The organism is Kitasatospora sp. NPDC042419, from assembly GCF_056437345.1.
This window is the reverse complement of sequence record NZ_JBWKAW010000033.1, coordinates 81,156-102,228: the sequence shown is the minus strand read 5'-3', so window position 1 is coordinate 102,228 and position 21,073 is coordinate 81,156. Positions and strand designations below refer to the sequence as shown.

Below are 21,073 nucleotides of genomic sequence, written 5' to 3'. Positions count from 1 at the left end.
TCCGGGCACGCCGAGGCCCGCCGCCGGTGGTGACCGGCGGCGGGCCTCGGGGCGGTGGTGGTCAGCCTCTCTTGCGGCCCAACTCCACGGAGTCCATGAAGACCCGCTCGGTCGGGCCGTTCGGATCGACGACAACGGTGAAGCGGCTCCCGCTGGGCGTCGTGGCGCTGACGTACAGCTCGTACGTCACCGCCGGGTCGAACTTCCAGCCCAGCTTGTCGGAGCGCGACTTGAGGATCGGGGGGAGACCGGCGTCGTTGTTCTCCTTCTCCCGCCCGGGTGTCCAGTGGAGCGGGCGCGAGGTGTTCGTCCCGTGCGCCGCCAGGAAGCCCTGGACACAGTCCTTCGGCGCCCGGAAGCTCAGCCCGAGGCGCTCCTCCCCCCGCTTCGCCGAGCCCGCGAACCCGAGCTCGTCGACCTGGCAGTCCGGCAGCCGGAGCGCGAACGCTTCCAGCACGTTCTCCAGCTTCTGGCCGCCCGGACTGCCCGGGTAGGCCCGGGGGTCCCGCTCGGCCGTCGTGCAGCCGCCGAGTAGCCCGGCGGCCAGCGCGGACACGGCCGCCACCGCGAACGCGCGTCGTGTCGTCCTCACTTGTTGCTGACCCCCAGGGAGCCGCGTGTCTTGCCGGTGACGGTGTAGTCCCGGGCCATGCCCCAACTGGGTGCCTCGGCGAGGAGGTCGAAGCTGATGCCCGCGATGCTCTCGCCCCGGTCGAAGTTGTAGGCCTTGCTGATCTCGAAATCGTAGTCGCCGGCGAGCCGGACCGAGCCGTCCGAACCCACCGTCGCGGTCAGGTTGTCCGCGGTGATCCGGTAGTCGATGCCCCGGAACGCGAAGAACTTGTCCGAGTTCTTCTGGTTGAACGTGAAGCCCATCCACTTGCTGTCGAGGCTGACGCGGCAGGTGGTCCCGGCGGGCCCGCCGCACTTCTCCGCCGCGGACTGGGCGTAGCGCATCGCCTCGCGGTTCAGCTCCGCCTGCAGCGCGGTGTCGCCGTAGACGTCCTTCATCTGCGTCTCGTTGAGCACGTAGGGCTTGCCGGAGCCGTCGTCCCAGTGGTTGAACAGCGGGCAGCTCAGCTTGAGCCCGATGCCGCAGAAGGTGCCCTTCGCCCCCGTGATCTCGACCTGGGTCAGCCCCATCCTCACGGAGTTGGACATCTTCTCGAAGAAGCCGGGGTTGTTGTAGGGCGGGTGGAGGTTCCGGTCGCCCTGGTCGCTGAACGGAGCGTCCTTGCCGCCGCCCTGGAGCGGGATGAGGCTCGGGTTCTGAGGCGGCACGGGGGCCGGCTGCTGGGCGGCGGCAGCGGCGGCGGCTGCCGCGGCGGCGGCGGCGCGCTGCTCCTCGATGATCCGGGCCGCCTGGACCGCCTCGGCCTCGCTCCTGGCCGCGGCGGCGGCCGCCGCGTCCTTGCCCGCCGCGACGGCCGACGCGGCGGCCGAGGCCGCCGACGCGTACGCGGACCGTGCGTGCGTCGTCGCGCGGCTCGCCGAAGTGGTCGCCTCGGACGCGGACTTCGCCGCCGTCCGGGCATCGGCCTGGGCGGTCTTCGCGGCCTCCTTGGCCTGCGCGGCCGAGGCCGCCGCCCGCTGGGCGGACTCGTCCGCCTGCCGGGACGACTCGCGGGCCTGGCCCGCGTAGCCCTGGGCCTGGCCGGAGGCGACCCGGGCCTGGTCGGCGTACCGGCCGGCCTCGGCCGCTTGGTCGCGGGCGTACGCCGCTACCTCGCCGGCCTCGGCGGCGTACTGCCGGGCCGTCGCGGCGTCGGCGGCGGCGTCGGCGATGATCCGCTGGATGTCGGCGACGTGGACCACGGTGTCGGTGTCGGACTTGAACGCCCGGAACTGGGTGGTGGTGACGAAGGCGCGCAGCACGGTCGGCGGCCCGGCGAGGGCGACCTCGGCCGCGGCCTTGAGCCGGGGCCCGCCGGACTCCAGCAGGGTCAGCGCGATGATCCGGTCGTCCTCGGCCCGCGCCTTGTGCTGGTCGACCTCCAGGAACTTGCGGTACGCCTGGGGGGTGCGGGCGTCGAGGGCGAGCTGGCCGGCCGCGTTCACCGAACGGCCCGATCCGTTCATGACGGTGAGGATCCGGACCCGGAAGTCGTCCTCCTGCACCGCGTCCTGCCCCTGGGTCAGGAAGGCCTCGACGGCCTGGGCGTTCCCGTTCAGCGCGGTCGTCGCCGCGGCCCGCAGTTCCGGCCGCTGGCCGTCCCGCGCCACGTAGGCGACCTTCGCGCGGTCGTCCTGCTCGGTCGCGAGCCTGCGTCCGGACCGGAGCCAGGCGCGGACGTCCTCGTCGGTGCCGGACAGTGCCGCCCGGGCCGACTCCTGGGTCCACGAGCCGCCGTTCTCGGCGAGCCGCAGCGCGGCCCTGCGGCCCAGGGCCGCGGCGTCGCCGGGGCTGGTGGCGGGCTTGACCGCCTCGTCGAGCAGGCGCTTGGTCTCGGCGTCCGCACGCGCCTCCTCGGTGCGCGCGTCGGTCTGGGCGGCCTGCTCCTTCTCGTACTGCTCGCGGGCAGTCCCGGCGGCCTTGAGGGCGTCCGCCTTGTCGGTCTCCAACTGGCTGGCCTCGATCGCCCGGGCGGTCTGCTCGACCTTGGCGGCGGAGTCGACGGCCTTGGTCGCGACGTCGGCGGCCTGCGCGGCGGCGTCGGCGTGGGCGGTGGCCTGGTCGGCCTGGTTCCCCGCCTCGCCGGCGTGGTTCGCGGCCTCGTCGGCGGCGGCGGCCGCGGCGGTGGCGTGCGTGGCGGCGTCGGTGGCCGCCTTCCGGGCCTCGGCGGCGGCCGTGGCGACCTGGTTGGCGAGCGACTCGGCGGCGTTGGCCGCGGCGGTCGCGGCCTGCGCGGCGGCGTCGGCGTTGGCCGCGGCCTGCTTGGCCCGCTGGCCCTGGACGCCGGCGGCCTGCGCGTACCCGCCCGCCTGGGCGGCGGCGCCGGCGGCCGCGGCGGCGTTGGCGCCCGCGCGGGCGGCGGACCGCGCGGCACTGGCGGCGTCGGACACCGTCTGCGCGAGCGGTTCGATGGCGGCGGCCGCCAGGTTGGCGCTCACGACCGCGTCCCGCGCCTCCTGGGCGGCCTGGCGGGCAGCCGAGGCCTCCGCCCGGTTGGCCCCGGCGGCACTGGCCTTCCGGTACGCGCGTGCCGCGGCCTGTCCGGCCGCCGAGGCGGCGGAGGACGCCGCGGCGGCGGCGTTGGCCGCGGCCCGGGCCGCGGACCGCGCGGCGCTCGACGCGTCGACGGCGGTCCTGGCCGCCTCCGCCGCGCGCTCGGCGGCGTCGGCCGCCTTCCCGGCCGCACTGGCCGCCACCGTCGACGAGTTCTGCGCGGCCGCGGTCTCCCGCTCGGCGCGCTCCGCGGCCTCCTTGGCCTTGGACGTCGCCTCGACGGCCCGCTCCGCGGCGGACTTCGCCGCCGCGGTCTCCTCCTTGGCCCTGGCGGTGGCGGCCTTGGCCTCGGCGGCGAGCTGGGCGACCGTCATGCGCTCCTGGTCCCTCGCCCGGGCCAGGTGCTGGCCGTTGCGCAGGAACTCCGCGACGTCGGCGGGCGTGCCCTTGAGCGCCTCCTCCGCCGCCAGTTGGACCTGCGGTCCGCCGGAGCCCAGCAGGCCCATGGTGGCGATCCGGTCGTCCTCGGCCTGCGCCGCCTCCCGGCCCTCGCTCAGGAACTTCAGCAGCGCCTCGCTGGTGCCGGTCTTCAGTGCCTGCTCGCCCGCGTACCGCACGCTGCGGTCGGACAGGCTGACCACGGTCAGCACGGAGACGCGCAGGTCCTCCTCCCAGGCCGGCTTGAGCCCGCCGGTGAGGACGGTGTGCAGCGCCTCGGGGGTGCCGGCCAGTCCCTGGTCCACCGCCTGGCGGACCGACTTGCCGCCCTCGCCGAGGAGGGCGAGTGCGGTGACCCGGTCGTCCTCCGCGGCGGCCGCCTGCTGCGGCCCGGCGAGGAAGGCGCGGACTTCCGCGTCCGTACCGAGCAGTGCCTTCTCCGCGGCGGTCCTAGTCGAGCGGCCGCCGTCCAGCCATGCGGCGAGGACCCGGCCGCGGTCGCTGATCGGCGCGGTCCCCGTGGACGTCCCGCCGTCCGCGGCCGGCGAGGCGCCCACCGTTCCCACGCAGAGCGCGAGCACGGTCACCCCCACCGCAGTGGCGCGCGCGACCGCTGTGCGGTCCGGCGCCCACCTCCACCTGTTCTTCCCGTGTCCCATTTCACCTCAATGGTCGGCCGGCGCCCGATTGGCGCCCGGTTTCCGGGCATCTGGAATCACCCTGTGCGTGGTCGCACGGTCGTCGAATATACAGAAGAAGGGAAACGCTTTTGAGCCATTGGGGATGGCCGGATCTCGCTTTGTGAAATGTCCGCTTTGAAGGTCGATTAAAGTGCCAAGTGCGTCCAAAAGGTATGTATTCGGACGGCTCCGGCAGGCGCCGTAACTTCCCCGGTAATTTTCTCGAAAATGCCCCCGGTCAGGTGGTATCAATGTGACCGGTCGGCCCGGACCGGCAGGTCGGGAGGCATGCAGCCGACCGCGGCGCAGGCGCAGTCCGGCCGTTCGGGCAGTTCTTTGCCATCTGTTCACTCTCGGATGAAGGGTTGAATCCCAATGAAGGTCTCATTTCGGCTGATCTCCGCGTCGGTCGTCGCCACCGCCGCGCTCCTGGCCGGTACCGGCGCGGTCTTCGCCGCCGGCGCCACCGGCTCCCAGGCCGCCTCGGACGCGCCGCCGGTCGCCGTCGAGGACTACGTCCACCCCGGCTCCGAGCATCTCCTCGCGGAGCGGGGGATTCTTCTCAAGCAGGGCGACGGGCGCATAGTGCTCACCGACTGCGGGCCGAGCGGCCTGATCGTGGTCGAAGCTCGATTCCAGAAGAAGTTCTGCTTCCGGACCATCGGCAGCAGCGGCTTCCTCACCATGGAGCTGGCCAACGTCTACGCCATCACCGGGAACGACACCGACGCCACCGCCCGACTGACGGTCGACGGGACGGAGAGTTCGGTGAAGATCCGGAAGAACGCCACCACCCCGGTCGGTGAGATCACCGACCCGCAGCACCGTGACCACACCCTGGTCGAACTGTCCTTCACCCGGTGAAGCACCGCTCGGCAGACCACGCAGCCACATTCCACCGGACGGGCCAGGAGACCATGACCCCCGTACGTTCACGCACCTTGCGCATCGCCGGTGCACTGACCGCGGCGACCGTCGGGGTGCTCGTCAACACCACGTCCACCCCCGCCGGCGCGGTGGCCGGTGATCCGGCCGCCGACGGCTCGTACGCGTACACGGCGCGGATCGCGATCGGTGACAACTTCCGTGCCTGCACCGGCGCTCTCGTCGACCGCAGTTGGGTGATCACGGCGGCGTCCTGCTTCGCCGACGACCCGGCCCAGCCGGCCGCGCTCGCCGCCGGCGCGCCGAAGTGGCGCACCACCGTCACCGTCGGCCGCACCGACCTGACCGGCGGTACCGGCCAGCAGGTCGAGGTCGCCGCGCTGGTTCCCCGGCAGGACCGTGACCTGGTGATGGCCCGTCTGGCCACGCCCGTCGACGGTGTGGTCCCGGTCGGGGTGGCCGCGTCCGCTCCGGTCGCGGGCCAGAGCCTGCGGGTGCCCGCTTACGGCCGGACCAAGGCCGACTGGATCCCGAACCGTCTTCACTCGGGTGTGTTCACCCTCGGTGCGGTGGGTTCGACGGCGATCGACACCACCGGTACCGGCGGCGCGGCGGTCTGCAAGGGCGACACCGGTGCGCCGGTGGTCCGGGAGACCAACGGCACGGCCGAACTGGTCGCCGTCGCGTCGCGTTCCTGGCAGGGCGGCTGCCTGGGTGTGCCCGCCACCGAGACCCGCACCGGCGCCGTCAACAGCCGCGTCGACGACCTGGCCGGCTGGGTCCAGCAGGTGCGCGCCACCGCGTTCGGCTGGAAGACCCAGGCCCTGGTCAAGGGCGGCACGGGTCTCTTCCAGGCCTCCCGCCTCTACGACGGCAGCTGGACACCCTTCGAGGACGTCCAGGCCCGGGCCGGCAGCATCGGCGGAGTGCAGGCCGTGAGCGCGGCCGGCATCGACGGCGCCACCCACGTCGTCGCCCTCGGCGGCGACGGCCACCTGCACCACACCGTCCGCGGGGCGGACGGCTCCTGGTCCCACTTCGGCGACCTCGCCACCGTCGCCGGCGACCTCAGCGGGATCACGCAGGTCTCCGTCACCTCCACCGGTGCCGACCTGCAGGTCGTCGTCCTGGCCGGGGGGCAGGTCTTCCACACCGTCCGCTACGCCGACGGCAACTGGAGCGGTTTCGGCGCCGTCTTCTCCGCCGCGGGGAACCTCGGCGGCGTCACCGCCGTCGCGGCCGCCGGATCCGGCCCCGACCTGCAGGTCGCCGTCGTCGCGAACGGAGAGGTCCACCACACCGCCCGCTCCGGTGCCACCCACGAGTGGAGCTCCTGGGGCCGGGTCGCCGACGCCGCCGGGGCCACCGGTCCCGTCACCTCCCTGGCCATGGCCCGCCAGGGCGACGACATGAACCTCACCGTGGTCACGGACAACGGCGCCGGGGTCCAGCACACCGTCCGCTTCGCCGACGGGACCTGGCAGCCCTTCCACTCCCTGAGCGGCGTCCTCGGCCAGGTCACCGTCACCGGGGTCAGCGCCGCGGTCGTCGACTCGGACGTCCGCTTCGCGTTCGACACCGCCGACAACCGCGTCCTGACCACCGCGCGCCTCGCCGACGGAGGCTGGGCCGCCCTGCAGCCCGTCCCCGTCCAGGGCCTGGCCGGCAGCCACGTCGGCACCGCCCTCACCGGGACGCTGTAGGCCGGACGGCAGTCCGCAGTCCGCAGTCCGCAGTCCGCAGTCCGCAGACGGCAGTCAGCACGTAGCAGGCGCGGCCGCCGGTCGCCCGGAGGCCGCGCCTTCGTCCGACGCCTTCGTGCGACGCCCTGGTCCGACCACCTTCCGTCCGAACTCCGAGGAAGATCAGATGCATTCGAAGACCCAGCCCCGAACGCTGCGCACGAGCCTGCTCGCGACGGCGCTCGCGGCCGGCGCGCTCTCCACCTTCTCCACCCCGTCCGCCGTCGCCGTCGCCGGTGATCCGGCCGCCGACGGCTCGTACGCGTACACGGCGCGGCTCGCGATCGGTGACAACTTCCGTGCCTGCACCGGCGCTCTCGTCGACCGCAGTTGGGTGATCACGGCGGCGTCCTGCTTCGCCGACGACCCGGCCCAGCCGGCCGCGCTCGCCGCCGGCGCGCCGAAGTGGCGCACCACCGTCACCGTCGGCCGCACCGACCTGACCGGCGGTACCGGTGGGACCAGCGAGATCGCCGAGCTGGTCGTGCGCCCCGAGCGCGATCTGGTGATGGCCCGTCTGGCCACGCCCGTCGACGGTGTCGTCCCGGTCGGGGTGGCCGCGTCCGCTCCGGTCGCGGGCCAGAGCCTGCGGGTGCCCGCTTACGGCCGGACCAAGGCCGACTGGATCCCGAACCGTCTTCACTCGGGTGTGTTCACCCTCGGTGCGGTGGGTTCGACGGCGATCGACACCACCGGTACCGGCGGCGCGGCCGTGTGCAAGGGCGACACCGGTGCGCCGGTGGTCCGGGAGACCAACGGCACGGCCGAACTGGTCGCCGTCGCGTCGCGTTCCTGGCAGGGCGGCTGCCTGGGCGTGCCCGCCACCGAGACCCGCACCGGCGCCGTCAACAGCCGCGTCGACGACCTCGGCGCGTGGATCAAGGGCCTGCGGCTGCGGACGGCGGACGTCCAGGCCGGCACCCACGTGCAGATCGTCGGCTCCGACGACACGCAGTACGACGCGGTGGCCGACTACACCGTGCCCACCTGGAAGCGTGCCTGGACCCCGATGGGCGACCAGCACCTGGTGAAGGTCGACAGCGTCGCCATCGGCGACACCGTCCACATGTACGCCGTCCTCGACAACGGCCGTGTCTACGGCCGGGACGGCAAGGTCGGCGGCCGCTGGGGCGGCTGGAGCGAGGTGCCCGGCGGAGCGGTCGGCGCCAAGGACATCACCGCCACCGTCCGCGGCACCACCAACCTCGTCGACGTGGAGATCGTCGGCAGCGACGGCTCCCTCTACGCCAACACCGGCGACTACAACACCGGCCTGTGGCGGCCCGTCTGGGACAAGATCGGTGACAACCACCTGAAGGCCGTCACCAGCGCGTACTTCGACAACGCCACCCATGTCTTCGCCATCAACGAGGACGACAAGGTCTACACCCGCACCGCCGACTACACCGCCGGCAACTGGGGTGACGGCTGGGTCGAGCTGCCCGGCAGCCTGCCCGGCGTGAAGGCCATCTCCGCCAGCACCCACGGCACCACCATCGACCTGGCGATCGCCGGCACCGACGCCTTCTACAGCACCAGCGGCCACTTCGACACCGGCTTCTGGGACCCGCAGTGGACCAAGATCAGCGACAACCGGCTGACGGCGATCACCAGCACCACCTTCAACAACGTCGTGCACGTCTACGCCGTCAACAAGGACGACTCCAAGGTCTACGGCATCGACGCCGACTACAACGCCGGCCGCTGGACCGGCTGGGGCGAGGTCCCCGGCGGCGCCGCCGGGGCCAAGGCCATCACCGCCACCACCACCGGCTGACCCCCGTCCCGGCGGTGCGGCCGAGACCCCTTCCGGGCCTCGGCCGCACGCTCGCTTCCGGCCGCCGGGAGGGAACCGGGCCGACGGGTCACCGGCCCGCCCACCCGGCGACCGCCGCGGCCTCCGCCTCCGTCTCCGCCTCCGCCGCTCCGCTGCGGCCCGCCTGACGTCCCGGCCCGGCCGGGCTCTTCGGGTCCGTCCGCGGTGGGCGGGTGTCGCTGCGCCCGGGGCGGCGAAGGTTCCGGCTAACTTCTTCCGGGGATTCCCGCCGGGGATGTCGAAATCGCGCGGCGTGCTTCTACCTACCCGTGAGAGCCCCTCCGACCGGGGCGGGCACGACGAACGAGGAGCGGGACCGTGAAGTACATGCTGCTGATGCAGTTCAGCGAGAAGACCGCCGACTTCCCGAAGATCGACGAGTGGAAGCCCGAGGAGATCCAGGCGCACATCCGGTTCATGCGGGACACCAACGTGAAGCTCGCCGAGGCCGGCGAACTGGTCGACGCCCAGGGCCTGGCCATGCCGGAGACCGCCCGGATCGTCCGCTCGCACAGCGGAGGCGCCCCGGTGGTCACCGAGGGCCCGTTCCCCGAGAGCAAGGAGTGGGTGGCCGGCTGGTGGATCGTGGACTGCGACACCGAGGGCCGGGCCGTCGAGATCGCGGCCGCCGTCTCCGCCGCTCCCGGCCCGGGCGGCGCGCCGCTGAACATGCCGATCGAGGTGCGCCAGGTCATGTCGGCCCCGCCGACCGAGCAGTGAGCACACCCGGACCGGCCGCCGTCCCCGAACCGCCGGCCCCCGGACCGGGCGCTGCTCCCACAGCGGCCGCTGCTCCCGGACCGGCCGCCGCTCCCGAACCGGCCGCCGCTCCCGAACCGGCCGTCGACGACCTGCTGCGCACCCTCGCGCCGCAGGTCGTCGGCGTGCTCACCCGCCGCCACGGCGACTTCGCCACCGCCGAGGACGCCGTCCAGGAGGCCCTGCTGGACGCCGCCACCCAGTGGCCGGCCGAAGGCGTGCCGCGCAACCCGCGCGGCTGGCTGATCCAGGTCGCCGGCCGCCGGATGACCGAGCAGGTCCGCAGCGAACAGGCCCGCCGCCGGCGCGAGGACCTGGTGGCCGGGCAGGTCCCGGCCGACCGGCAGGCCGCACCCCCGGCCGACGCCGGGGACGACGCGGCCCGGGACGACACGCTCACCCTGCTCTTCCTCTGCTGCCACCCCGCCCTCTCGCCCGCCTCGGCGATCGCGCTCACCCTCCGCTCGGTCGGCGGGCTGACGACCGGCGAGATCGCCCGCGCCTTCCTCGTCCCCGAGGCGACCATGGGCCAGCGGATCAGCCGGGCCAAGCAGCGGATCAAGTCCTCCGGCGTGCCGTTCCGGATGCCGCGGCCGGGCACCGCCGGGTGGGCGGTCCGGCTGGACGCGGTGCTGCACGTGCTCTACCTGGTCTTCAACGAGGGCTACGCCAGCAGCACCGGCCCCGAGCTGCGGCGCGTCGAACTGTCCCGGGAGGCGATCCGCCTCACCCGGGCCGTCCACGCGCTGCTCCCGGACGACGCGGAGGTGGCCGGACTGCTCGCGCTGATGCTGCTCACCGAGGCCCGCGGCCCGGCCCGCACCGGCCCGGACGGCGAGCTCGTCCCGCTCGCCGAACAGGACCGCACCCGCTGGGACGCCGCCGCGATCGCCGAGGGCGTCGCCCTGGTCACCGCCGCCCTGCCGCGCGGCCCGGTCGGCCCGTACCAGGTGCAGGCGGCGATCGCGGCCGTCCACGACGAGGCGCCGACCGCCGCCGGGACCGACTGGCCGCAGATCCTCGCCCTGTACGGGGTGCTGGCCCGGATCTCCGACAATCCGCTGATCACCCTGAACCGGGCGGTCGCCACCGCCATGGTGGACGGCCCGGCCGCCGGCCTCGCCCTGCTCGCCGAGGTGCCGCCCGCACTCGCCGACCACCACCGGCTGTACGCGGTCCGGGCCCACCTGCACGAGCTGGCGGGGGAGCGGGAGGCCGCCGTCGCCGACTACCGCACCGCCGCCCGCCGCACCGCGAGCCTCCCGGAACGCCACCACCTCAGCCTGCGCGCCGCCCGACTGGCGGCCCGGGGCGGGGACGCGTCCGCCGACAGCGATCAGCCGCCTGAAGCGCTCCGAGGCGGGGCAGGCTGCGGACCATGACGACGCCCGCCGCCGCCGGGGCCGCCTCCGTGCGCCCCGACACCGTGACTCCCGCGCCCGCGCGCCCCGACTTCTCCGGAGACGTGGCCGACTACTACGCCGACCACCGCCGCGGTTACCCGCCGCCCGTCCTCGACGCGCTGCGTACCGCCTTCGCCCTGGACGCCCACCCCGCCATCGGCGACCTCGCGCTCGACCTCGGCTGCGGCACCGGCCAACTCGCCCTCCCGCTCGCCGCCCACGTCCGCACCGTCATCGGCATGGACCCCGAGCCGGACATGCTCCGCCGGGCCAGGGCCGCCGCCGAACGCGACGGCGTGCACAACGCGCTCTGGCTGCTCGGCACCGACGCCGACGTCCCGGCCCTGGCCGCCCTGCTGCCCGGCCACCGCCCGCTCGGCGTGACCGTGATCGGCAACGCCATCCACTGGATGCGCCCCGAGGAGCTGTTCCGCACCCTCCACCCGCTCACCCGCCCGGGCGGCGGCGTCGCGGTGATCGCCAACGGCACCCCCGTCTGGGCCCAGGACACCGACTGGTCACGCGCCCTGCGGGCCGCCCTGGAGGAGCACTTCGGCCGTCCGCTCACCGCCTCCTGCGGCACCGCCGCCGCCGAACGCGACCGGTACGCCCGCGCGCTGGCCGCCGCCGGGTTCGCGGACGTGGACGAGAACGTCCTCGACTACGAGGACACGCTGACCCCGGACCGACTCCTCGGCACCGTCTACTCCGCCATCCCCGCCCCCGAGTTGCCCGCCCCGGCCGACCGCCCCGCCTTCGCCGCCCGGCTGCGCGCCGCACTGCCCGAGCCCGGCGGGCACGGCTACCGGGAGCAGGTCCGGGTCTCCGTCCTCACCGGGAGGGCGTAGCCGCCGGGGTACCACCGGGCGGGCGGCGGGGTGCCGGTGACGGGGTGTCGGTGGCTAGGCGGCGCCCTCGGGTGTCGTCCTCGGGCGCCGTCCTCGTCCGCCGCTACGCCTCGACCCCGCCCGCCCGGGCCTTCCCGGCCTCCCGGGCGGCGCGCTCCACCCGGTCCCGGTGCTCCGCCCACCACGCCTCGTCGCCGGGCGCGGTGTTGGGGCTCTCCCGCCGCTGGCCGGTGGCCCCGTCGACGAGTTCCCGGACGACGTCGGCGTGCCCGGCGTGCCGCTGGGTCTCGGCGGTCATGTGGACCAGGCTGTGGTGGAGCGTCACCTCGCTCCGGTTCCCCCAGGGCACCCGTCCGACCGCGTCCAGTGCCAGCGACTCGATCGTCCCGTCGGCATGGGCGCAGGCCGCGCGGTACAGCTCGACGATGTGCTCCCGGCTCTCCTCCGGGGTCGCCCAGAAGTCGGAGTTGGGCTCGGCGTCACCCGTGATCCAGGGGCGCGGTGCCTCGAACGGCCGACCGAAGGTCTCCCCGAAGTACAGCGCCTCCGCCGCGGTCACGTGCTTGACCAGGCCCAGCAGGTTGGTCCCGGTCGGGGTCAGCGGCCGGCGGACGTCGTACTCCGACAATCCTTCGAGTTTCCACAGCAGGGCGTCCCGGGCGTCCTGCAGATAGGTCCGGAGGTCCTTCTTGAAGTGATCCGTTCGCGTCATGGGGGAAGTCTGGTGCTCCCGAGACCTTTGTTCACCACCTTTTCCCGGCACCGGACTTCGGCCTTCCGGCCGCGGCGCTGACGGCCTCGCCGGAAGCCCGGGCCGGACCTCCGGCCAGGGGCGTTCGACGCTGTGGACGATGTCCGCCGCGAAGCCGCGAAGCCGAGAAGCCGAGAAGCCGAGAAGCCGAGAAGCCGAGCCCGCCGCGGTGGAAACGTGCGGCCTTCGCCGGGCAAGGCCGTCACGGATGCCCCGTTTCACCGAAGGCGGACCGATTCTCACTGAAGTCCGGTCCGACCTGCTGTTGTCGTGCGCAGGACTCGGGCGAGAAATCGCAGGCGCCGCCGAGGGGCGTCTCGTACCCTCGTCCTACCGGTTCGCCGAACACCACTGAGGATCGTGTGAAGCACGTCGATCTCCACACCAGGATTCCGTTGCTCGTGAAGGCCATGGCCGCTGCCGACCACAGCCCGGACGCCCAGCTGGTACAGACACGCCACCGCGCTTCACTCGTGGAGAGCTGGGACATCGGGCCCGGATCCACCGTCCTCGAACTGGGTTGCGGGCAGGGCGACATGACCGCCGTCCTCGCGGAGGCCGTCGGACCCGAGGGACACGTGGTGGCCGTCGATGTCGCCGGTCCGGCCTACGGGGCACCGGTCACGCTCGGGGAGTCGGCGGCCCGGCTCGCGGCGAGCCCGCTCGGGCCGCGCATTGGCTTTCGCTTGAGCACGGATGTCCGCGACCCGTCGGTCGACTTCCCCTCCGACGCCTTCGACCACGTCGTGCTCGCCCACTGTTCCTGGTACTTCGCCTCGCTCGGGCAGCTGCGTGACACGCTGGCCCGGGTGCGGCCCTGGGCGCGGCGGCTGTGGTTCACCGAGTGGGACCTGACGCCCTCCTCCGGCGACCAGTTGGCGCACCTGCTCGCAGTGTTGATCCAGGGCCAGATCGAGGCTGCAGGCTCACACGGCGAGGGCAACATCCGCACGTCGTTCTCCCGCGAGGCGCTGCTGCGGCTCCTGCCCGAGGCGGGCTGGACAGCGGACGGCGACGGGCCGGTCGACACCGACGGACTCCAGGACGCGGACTGGGAGATCACCGCCTGTCTGGACTTGATCACCGGAGGGGAACGGTTGGCCACGTTGTCCGAACCGGTACGACAACTCGTCCTCAGCCAGCGCGACGTCCTGCGGGCCGTCGCCGCACCGCACGGCAACCGCCCGCTCGCAGCGTACTGGGTCACCGCACGCTGAATTGCCACCCCGGCCGGACCGTCAAAGTCCGATGAGACTGGCCGGCCTTCAGCGGGACGGGACAGAGCGTGCCGAAGCGCGGTACCTGTCACCGGGTGCGCCGAACGACCTGGGTGAAGCTGCGGGATGAAGCGCGATGGTTGTCACCGTCTGCTCGCACTTGTCACCTGCGGCTGGAGCGCAGCCCTTCCGTCACTGGCTGTTCGCCGAAGATCAGCTTCAGGGGTGCGGGCTGGTCGGGGCCGGTCATGAGGGTGTGATGCCGTCCTGGCCGAGAAGGCCGGGTGTGTCGGGGCCGAGCCGGGCGGCGCCGGCCGGGCTGTATCGCCCTATGGAGGCGTGTACGTAGTAGTTGCCGGCGATCATGTCGCGGGCGTTGTCGAGGTGACGGTGCACCGCTTCGCGATCGCTGCCGGACAGGCCCGGCCGGTCGCAGAACCCTGCGACGCCCTGTTGCAGGTCCAGGAACGCCCGCATGTGCTCGTCGGCCATCGCGATGACGTAGTGGATCGCCGAGTCGCGGGAGCAGCCCTGTCCTCCAGCCCGCGAAGCTCTCCCCGCCCTTCGACCGGCGGAACGGACGCACCGGCGTCACTCGCTCGAACGCGCAGTTCCACCCGGCGCCCAACGACCGCCGGACGAGCAGTTCGTCCTCGTAAAACACCAGCTCAAACGCGGTGGGAGCCGGATCCCCATGCGCTCCCGCGAGCTTCCCCACCGCCACCCTCGCCCCTTGGCGGCCAGTCGCTCGATCTTCGGTGGGACGAACCTGCCGGCGACCAAGATCCAGTGAGAACGGGCAGTCTTCGCTGAGACGAGACACGGAGCGTGACGGGTGGGGTGGGTTAATCGGACTTGAATCTTTGCGAACGAATGTTCGATCCTGGGGGTGTGCCCGTTATCGAATCTGTTTTCGAATCCACCGCCGAGCGGAAGCCGCTCCGACCGGTGGCGCCTGCGGCTGCGCCGCGGGAGGGCGTCGGGGCGGCGGCCGCCACCGGACGGGCACTGCTGCCGGTGGTGCCGGCACTGCGGGGCGTGCTGCCGGAGGGCGGACTGCGGCGGGGAACGGCGGTGTCGGTGGCGGGCGGGGACGCAGGGCTGCTGCTGGCGCTGGCCGCCGGGGTGCGGGAGACGGACGGCGGGTGGGCGGCGGCGGTCGGGCTGCCGGACCTCGGGCTGGCCGCGGCCGCCGGGTACGGGCTCGACCTGCGGAGACTCCTCGTGGCGGACGACCCCGGGCCGCACTGGGCCGAGGTGGTGTCGGTACTGGCCGGGGCGGTCGAACTGATCATGCTGCGCCCGGACGGCCCGGTCCCGCCGAACCTGGCCGCCCGCCTGGCGGCCGTGCTGCGGCGCAGCGGCTGCGTGCTGCTGGTGGCCGGGCCCTGGCCGGGGGCCGGGCTGCGGCTCGGCGTGCGGTCCGGGCGGTGGTTCGGGCTGGGGGACGGGCACGGGCAGCTCACCGGACGGCAGGTGGAGGTGGTGGCGGAGGGGCGCGGCTCGGCGGTGCGCGGGCTCACCGCCCGGCTCTGGCTGCCGGACGCGCACGGCGCGGTGCGGGCCGTCGAGGAGACGGCCGGCGGGGTCGTGCCGGCCGGGGCCGGGGTGGGCGGTGCCGTCGTGGGCGGGATCGTGCCGGCCGGGACGGGGGAGGACGTGGCGGGGGAGGACGTGGCGTCGGGGACCGGGGCGGGCCTCGACCGCATGGCGGTGGTGTGAGATGACCGACAGCGGAGCGGTCGGGGCGAGCGGGGCCGGCACCCCGCGGATCCTGGTGGTCTGGTGCCCGGACTGGCCCGTGGTGGCCGTCGAACGCCCAGGGGACACCGGTGCGGCGACGGGCGGCGGCGCGAACGGGAACGGCGGCGCGAACGTGAACGCCGGCCCGGCGGCGGGTGGCGACGGGGGCACCCCGGTGGCCGTGGTCGAGGGCGGCCGGGTGCTGGCGTGCTCGGCGGCGGCCCGGGCGGCCGGGGTGCGGCAGGGGCAGCGGCTCAAGCTGGCCCAGCGGCTCTGCCCCGCGCTGGAGCTGCGCGACCGCGACCCGGAGGCGGAGGCCCGGCGGTTCGAACCGGTGGTCGCGGCGGTGGAGGCGTTCACCCCGCGGGTGGAGGTGCTGCGGCCGGGGCTGTGCGCGATCCCGGTGAAGGGGCCGGGCCGGTACTTCGGCGGGGAGGAGGCGCTGGCGGCGAAGGTCCAGGGCGCGGTGACGGCCGTCCTGGCGGCGACGGCCCGGGCGGCGTCGTCCGGCGGCCAGGTGCACCCGGCGGACGCCGAGTCGGCCGCTGCCCGCCCCGGGGCGGGCCCCCGGGCGGGTTCCGGTGATCCGGCGCCCGCTTCGGCGGCCGCTCCGGTGGCCGAGGTCGTCCCGCTGCACCCGGCGGACGCCGGCCGGACCGCGTCCCGGCGCCGGACCGCCGGGGTGGACGAGCTGTTCGACGCGGCGCCCGCCGCCCGGGACGGCGCCCGCGGCGGCTTCGCCCGCCCGGCCGCCTACCCGCCGGAGGCCGCCCGCCCGGACTCCGCGCGCCCTGAGCCCGCGCGCCCCGAGCCCGTGCCCCTTGAGTCCACGGACCCTGAGCCCACGGGTTCGGACCCGGTGCGCCCGGAGGCCCGCCCGGAGCGCCTTCAGGCGGAGTCCCCCGCGGCCCCTGCCCCGGCTCCCGCCCCCGTCCCCGCCCCGCGCGGGCAGGTCGGCGTGGCCGACGGCCTGTTCGCCGCCGTGCTCGCCGCCCGCGCCGGGGTACTGGTGCCGGCCGGGCGGACGGCGGAGTTCCTCGCGCCCTACCCGGTGGCCGCGCTCGGTGACGAGGTACTGGCGGAACTGCTGGACCGGCTGGGACTGCCCACGGTCGGGGCGTTCGCCGCGCTGCCCGCCGAGGCGGTGGCGGACCGCTTCGGCCCGGCCGGTACGACTGCCCACCGGCTGGCCCGCGGGCTGCAGCCGCGCCCGCTGGCACCGCGTACCGGCGGACCGGACCTCTCGGTCGAGCAGCGCTTCGACCCGCCCGAGCCGCTCGCCGAGCCACTGGTGTTCGTCGCCCGGATGCTGGCCGAGCGGCTGCACCAGCAGCTCGCCGGGGCGGGGCTGACCTGCCAGCGGGTCGCCGTCGAGGTGGAGTGCGCCGACGGCCGCACCGTGGCGCGGCTCTGGCGGCACGAGGGCAGGCTCTCGGCGACGGCGCTCGCCGAACGGGTCCGCTGGCAGCTCCAGGCCTGGCAGAGCGCGGGCACGTTCGAAGCCGCACCCGCCGCCGGTACCCACGACCCCCACGCCCCCGACGCCCCCCACGCCCCCGACGGCCCCGGCGCGGGAGGCTTCACCGCGCTGCGCCTCGTCCCCGACGACCTCACCCCCGACCAGGGCCGCCAACTCGCCCTCTGGGGACAGGCGGTGGCGGACGACCGGGTCGAACGCGCGGTGGCCCGGGTCCAGGCGGTGCTCGGGCATGCCGGGCTGCGCCGGATCGAACCGGCCGGCGGGCGCGGCCCGGACGAACAGGCGGTCCGGGTGCCGTGGGGCGAGCCCTACGACCCGGCGGCGCCCGCCGACGCGCCCTGGCCGGGGAGGCTGCGGGACGTCTGGCCGTCCGTGGTGCACCGCAGCCCGGTGCCGGCGGCGGTGCTCGACGCCGACGGGCGGCCGGTGACGGTGGACGGCCGGGCGGGGGTGTCGTCCCGGCCGGCCACCGTCGCGGTGCGCGGGCGGCAGCTGACGGTGGACGGCTGGACCGGGCCCTGGCCGGTGGTCGAGTACTGGTGGGACCAGGCGCGCGCCCGCCGCCGGGCCCGTTTCCAGGTCACGGTGGCGGGCGGCCGGGCGCTGCTGCTCACGGTGGAAGGGGGCGCCTGGTTCGTGGAGGCCGGCTACGACTGACGGCCGGGCGCTCCGGCGGCCCGATGCGAACGGCCAAAGGGAGCGGAGCCAAGGGGGAGCGGGGCCAAGGGGGGAGCAGGACGAAGGGAGCAAGGCCAAAGGCAGAAGGGCCAAGGGAAGCAGAACCAAGGGGGGCAGGAACACGAGAGACCGAAGGCGCCGTCCCCGATGGGATTCACCAGTCACCCCACCCTCCCCTGGAGCGAGCTGCACCGACGCCTGGCCGGTGGCCGGCCGGGCCCGGCGGGTGGCGACGTCGTCCCGCTGCGCCGCGACCCGGGGGGCCGGGAGCCGGCCGAGTCGCCCGCTGTTCCGGCCGGACCGTCCGGCACCGCCGATCCGGCCCCCGCTCCCGCCTGGGCCGAACTGCACGTCCACTCCGCCTTCAGCTTCCTCGACGGCGCCAGCGACCCCGAGGCGCTGGTCGCCGAGGCCGCCCGGCTGGGTGTCGAGGCGCTCGCGCTCACCGACCACGACGGCCTCTACGGCGCGGTCCGCTTCGCCGAGGCGGCCCGCGAGGCCGGTGTGGCCACGGTCTTCGGAGCCGAACTGACGATCCGTCACGAGCGGGACGGGGTCGAGCACCTCCTCGTCCTGGCCCGCGACCCGGAGGGCTACCGCCGCCTCTCCGCCGTCATCGGCGCGGCCCAGCTGGCGGGCGGGGCCAAGGGGAAGCCGGTCTACGACTTCGCGGCCCTGGCCGACGCGCACGGCGGCCACTGGGCGGTGCTCACCGGCTGCCGGCTCGGCCGCGTCCCCGCCGCCCTCGCGGCGGCCGCCCCCGCCGGGGCCCCTGCCGGACGTCCCGCCGGCCTCCCCGGCCTCCCCGGCCTGTCCGGCACCTCCGGCCCGTCCGGTCTCCCCGGCGCCTCCGTCGTCGCGGACGCCGCAGAGGCCGAGCGCCGACTCCTCACCCTCACCGAGGCGTTCGGCCGCGACAACGTCCACGTCGAACTGATCGACCAGTGGCTTCCCGGTGACGACCTGCGCAACGACGCCCTCGCCGCCCTCGCCGCCCGGACGGGCCTGGCGGCCGTCGCCTCCACCAACGCCCACCACGCCGGCCCGGCCCAGGGGCGGCTCGCCCAGAGCCTCGCCGCGTTGCACGACCGCCGGACACTCCCGGAGGCGGCGGGCTGGACGCAGGCCGCCGGCACCGCCCACCTGCGCTCCGGCCGGGAGATGGCGGCCCGGCTGGCCCGCTTCCCCGGTGTGCGGGAGGCGACCGTGGACCTGGCCCGTGCCTGCGCCTTCGACTTCGCCCGGCTGGACCCGGAGCTGCCCGGCTACCCCGTCCCGGCCGGCCGTACCGAGATCGGCCATCTGCGCGCGCTGGTCGCCGAGGGCGGGCCGGCCCGCTTCGGGCCCGGCAACGGCCCGGCCCGGCGCCAGCTCGCCCGCGAGCTGGACGTCATCGAGGACCTCGACCTGGCCGGGTACTTCCTGATCGTCCACGACATCGTCGACTTCTGCCGCCGGGAGGGGATCTGGTGCCAGGGGCGCGGTTCGGCGGCCAACTCGGCGGTCTGCTACGCGCTCGGGATCACCGCCGTCGACCCGGTCCACTACCGGCTGCTCTTCGAGCGCTTCCTCTCCACCGCCCGCGACGGGCCGCCCGACATCGACCTGGACATCGAGAACCGCCGCCGCGAGGAGGTCATCCAGTACGTCTACCGCCGCTACGGGCGCGAGCACGCTGCCCAGGTCGCCAACGTGATCACCTACCGGCCCCGGCTGGCGCTGCGCGACGCCGCCCGGGTGCTCGGCTACCCGCAGGGGCAGGTGGACGCGTTCAGCCGGCAGGCCGACTTCCGTTCCCCGCCCGGCGCGGAGGCCGTCGTGCCCGCCGACGTGCTCTCCCTCGCCGGACAACTCCACGGCCTGCCACGGCACCTGGGCATCCACTCGGGCGGCATGGTGCTCACCCGGGAGCCGATCGCGGAGATCTGCCCGACCGAGTGGGCCCGGATGCCGGGGCGGTCCGTGCTGCAGTGGGACAAGGAATCGGTGGCCGGCGCCGGTCTGGTGAAGATCGACCTGCTCGGCCTCGGCATGCTCGCCGCCCTGCACGACACCTGCGACCTGGTCGAGCGGCACCACGGCCGGCGCTACGACCTGGCGACGATCCCGGACGACGACCCGGGCGTGTACGCGATGCTGCGGCGGGCCGACACGGTGGGCGTCTTCCAGGTCGAGTCGCGCGCCCAGATGGCCACCCTGCCGCGGCTCAAGCCGGACCACTTCTACGACCTGGTGGTCGAGGTGGCGCTGATCCGCCCCGGCCCGATCCAGGGCGGGTCCGTCCACCCGTACCTGCGCCGGCGTGCCGGGGCGGAGCCGGCCGGCTGCCCGCACCCGCTGATGGAGAACGCCCTCGGAAAGACCCTCGGAGTGCCGCTGTTCCAGGAGCAGATGATGCAACTGGCCATCGACTGCGCCGGGTTCACTCCCGCCGAGGCGGACCGCCTCCGGCAGGCGATGGGGGCCAAGCGCTCGCACGAGCGGGTCGCCCGGCTGCGCGAGCGGCTGCTGGGCGGGATGGCCGAACGCGGCATCCCGGAGGAGGTCGCCGAGGACGTCTACACCAAGATCGAGGCCTTCTCCAACTACGGCTTCCCGGAGAGCCACGCGATCAGCTTCGCCTACCTGGTGTACGCCAGCGCCTGGCTCAAGTACCACTACCCGGCGGCCTTCACCTGCGCGTTGCTGGCCAACCAGCCGATGGGCTTCTACTCGCCGCTCAGCCTGATCGCCGACGTCCGGCGGCACGGCGTCCGGGTGCGCGGGGTGGACGTCAACGCCAGCGGGTCCCGGCCCACCCTGGAGCCGTACCGGGGGCCGACGCCCGCACCGCCGCTCACCGCGGGCAAGCCGCAGCCCGCGATCCGGCTTGGCCTGGACACCGTGCGCGGCATCGGCACCGCGCAGGCCGAGGCGATCGCGGCCGGGCAGCCGTACGCGGACCTGGAGGACTTCGCCCGCCGGACGGGCCTGCCCGCGCCGGCCCTGGAGGCGCTCGCCTCGGCCGGCGCGTTCGGCTGCTTCGGACTGAACAGACGTCAGGCGCTGTGGGCGGCGGGCGCGTTCGCGGGAGTGACGGCGGATCTCATCCCGGGGACGACGCCCGGCACGGAGGCCCCGCCGCTGCCCGGGATGACCCCGATCGAGGAGACCATCGCCGACCTCTGGGCGACCGGCACCTCCGCGACCAGCCATCCGCTGCAGCACCTGCGCGACCACCTGGAGCGCGGCGGCGCCCTCACCGCTGCCCAACTCCCGGACGTGGTACCGGGATCGGCGGTGGTGGTCGGCGGGCTGGTCACCCACCGGCAGCGGCCGCCGACGGCGGGCGGCGTGCTCTTCCTCAGCCTGGAGGACGAGACCGGGCTGATCAACGTGATCTGCAGCCGCCCGGTCTGGGAGTCCCAGCGCCGCACCGCCCTCGACCGGGCCGGACTGCTCGTCCACGGGCACATCGAACGCGACCGGGGCGCCACCAATCTGATCGCCACCCGGCTCACGCCGCTGCGGATCGGCATCTGAGCCGG

14 protein-coding genes are annotated in these 21,073 nt (G+C 74.7%); 10 read left to right on the top strand and 4 right to left on the bottom strand.

The window, feature by feature from the left end; all coding sequences use genetic code 11:
- Positions 1-61: 61 nt before the first annotated feature.
- Positions 62-592 (bottom strand): hypothetical protein, encoded by a 531-nt coding sequence (locus tag AC067J_RS37680; protein ID WP_478307136.1) that lies wholly within the window; start codon positions 590-592, stop codon positions 62-64.
- The gene (locus AC067J_RS37675; protein ID WP_478307134.1) at positions 589-4,131 is read right to left on the bottom strand and encodes an ALF repeat-containing protein; all 3,543 of its coding nucleotides are present in this window, start codon (positions 4,129-4,131) and stop codon (positions 589-591) included. Before AC067J_RS37675 ends, AC067J_RS37680 begins: the two co-directional genes overlap by 4 nt.
- A 468-nt stretch (positions 4,132-4,599) precedes the next feature.
- Here AC067J_RS37675 and AC067J_RS37670 point away from each other — a divergent pair, with 468 nt between their 5' ends.
- The 6 genes from AC067J_RS37670 to AC067J_RS37645 all read left to right on the top strand — a co-directional run bounded on the left by AC067J_RS37670 (position 4,600) and on the right by AC067J_RS37645 (position 11,677).
- Positions 4,600-5,088: a hypothetical protein gene (locus AC067J_RS37670; RefSeq protein ID WP_478307132.1), complete on the top strand. Its 489-nt coding sequence runs from the start codon at positions 4,600-4,602 to the stop codon at positions 5,086-5,088.
- Positions 5,089-5,165: 77 nt separating this feature from the next.
- Positions 5,166-6,812 (top strand): trypsin-like serine protease, encoded by a 1,647-nt coding sequence (locus tag AC067J_RS37665; protein WP_478307130.1) that lies wholly within the window; start codon positions 5,166-5,168, stop codon positions 6,810-6,812.
- Positions 6,813-6,978: 166 nt separating this feature from the next.
- Positions 6,979-8,628 carry a trypsin-like serine protease gene (locus AC067J_RS37660; RefSeq protein WP_478307128.1) on the top strand — a complete coding sequence of 550 codons (1,650 nt, stop codon included), beginning with the start codon at positions 6,979-6,981 and terminating at the stop codon, positions 8,626-8,628.
- A 366-nt stretch (positions 8,629-8,994) separates the two neighbouring features.
- Positions 8,995-9,387, top strand: coding sequence for a YciI family protein (locus tag AC067J_RS37655; RefSeq protein WP_478307167.1), 393 nt, complete (start codon positions 8,995-8,997; stop codon positions 9,385-9,387).
- 131 nt (positions 9,388-9,518) lie between these two features.
- Positions 9,519-10,808, top strand: coding sequence for an RNA polymerase sigma factor (locus AC067J_RS37650; RefSeq protein WP_478307165.1), 1,290 nt, complete (start codon positions 9,519-9,521; stop codon positions 10,806-10,808).
- Positions 10,805-11,677 (top strand): class I SAM-dependent methyltransferase, encoded by an 873-nt coding sequence (locus tag AC067J_RS37645; protein WP_478307126.1) that lies wholly within the window; start codon positions 10,805-10,807, stop codon positions 11,675-11,677. The genes AC067J_RS37650 and AC067J_RS37645 overlap by 4 nt, the downstream gene beginning before the upstream one ends.
- 103 nt (positions 11,678-11,780) lie before the next feature.
- Here the strand turns inward: AC067J_RS37645 and AC067J_RS37640 are convergent, their stop codons facing one another.
- Complete coding sequence (locus AC067J_RS37640) at positions 11,781-12,389, bottom strand: DinB family protein (RefSeq protein WP_478307124.1); 609 nt, start codon at positions 12,387-12,389, stop codon at positions 11,781-11,783.
- 449 nt (positions 12,390-12,838) lie between these two features.
- Here AC067J_RS37640 and AC067J_RS37635 point away from each other — a divergent pair, with 449 nt between their 5' ends.
- Positions 12,839-13,645 carry a class I SAM-dependent methyltransferase gene (locus tag AC067J_RS37635; protein WP_478307163.1) on the top strand — a complete coding sequence of 269 codons (807 nt, stop codon included), beginning with the start codon at positions 12,839-12,841 and terminating at the stop codon, positions 13,643-13,645.
- A 246-nt stretch (positions 13,646-13,891) separates the two neighbouring features.
- Here AC067J_RS37635 and AC067J_RS37630 read toward each other — a convergent pair whose 3' ends face one another.
- Entirely contained in the window at positions 13,892-14,137 is a 246-nt protein-coding gene (locus AC067J_RS37630) for a hypothetical protein (protein WP_478307123.1), read from the bottom strand.
- A gap of 399 nt (positions 14,138-14,536) precedes the next feature.
- Here AC067J_RS37630 and AC067J_RS37625 point away from each other — a divergent pair, with 399 nt between their 5' ends.
- The 3 genes from AC067J_RS37625 to AC067J_RS37615 all read left to right on the top strand — a co-directional run bounded on the left by AC067J_RS37625 (position 14,537) and on the right by AC067J_RS37615 (position 21,068).
- Entirely contained in the window at positions 14,537-15,367 is an 831-nt protein-coding gene (locus AC067J_RS37625; protein WP_478307121.1) for a hypothetical protein, read from the top strand.
- 1 nt (position 15,368) lies between these two features.
- A complete protein-coding gene (locus tag AC067J_RS37620; RefSeq protein ID WP_478307119.1) occupies positions 15,369-17,525 on the top strand; it encodes a DNA polymerase Y family protein in 2,157 nt (718 codons plus the stop codon).
- Positions 17,526-17,693: 168 nt separating this feature from the next.
- Positions 17,694-21,068 (top strand): error-prone DNA polymerase, encoded by a 3,375-nt coding sequence (locus tag AC067J_RS37615; protein WP_478307118.1) that lies wholly within the window; start codon positions 17,694-17,696, stop codon positions 21,066-21,068.
- Positions 21,069-21,073: the final 5 nt, after the last annotated feature.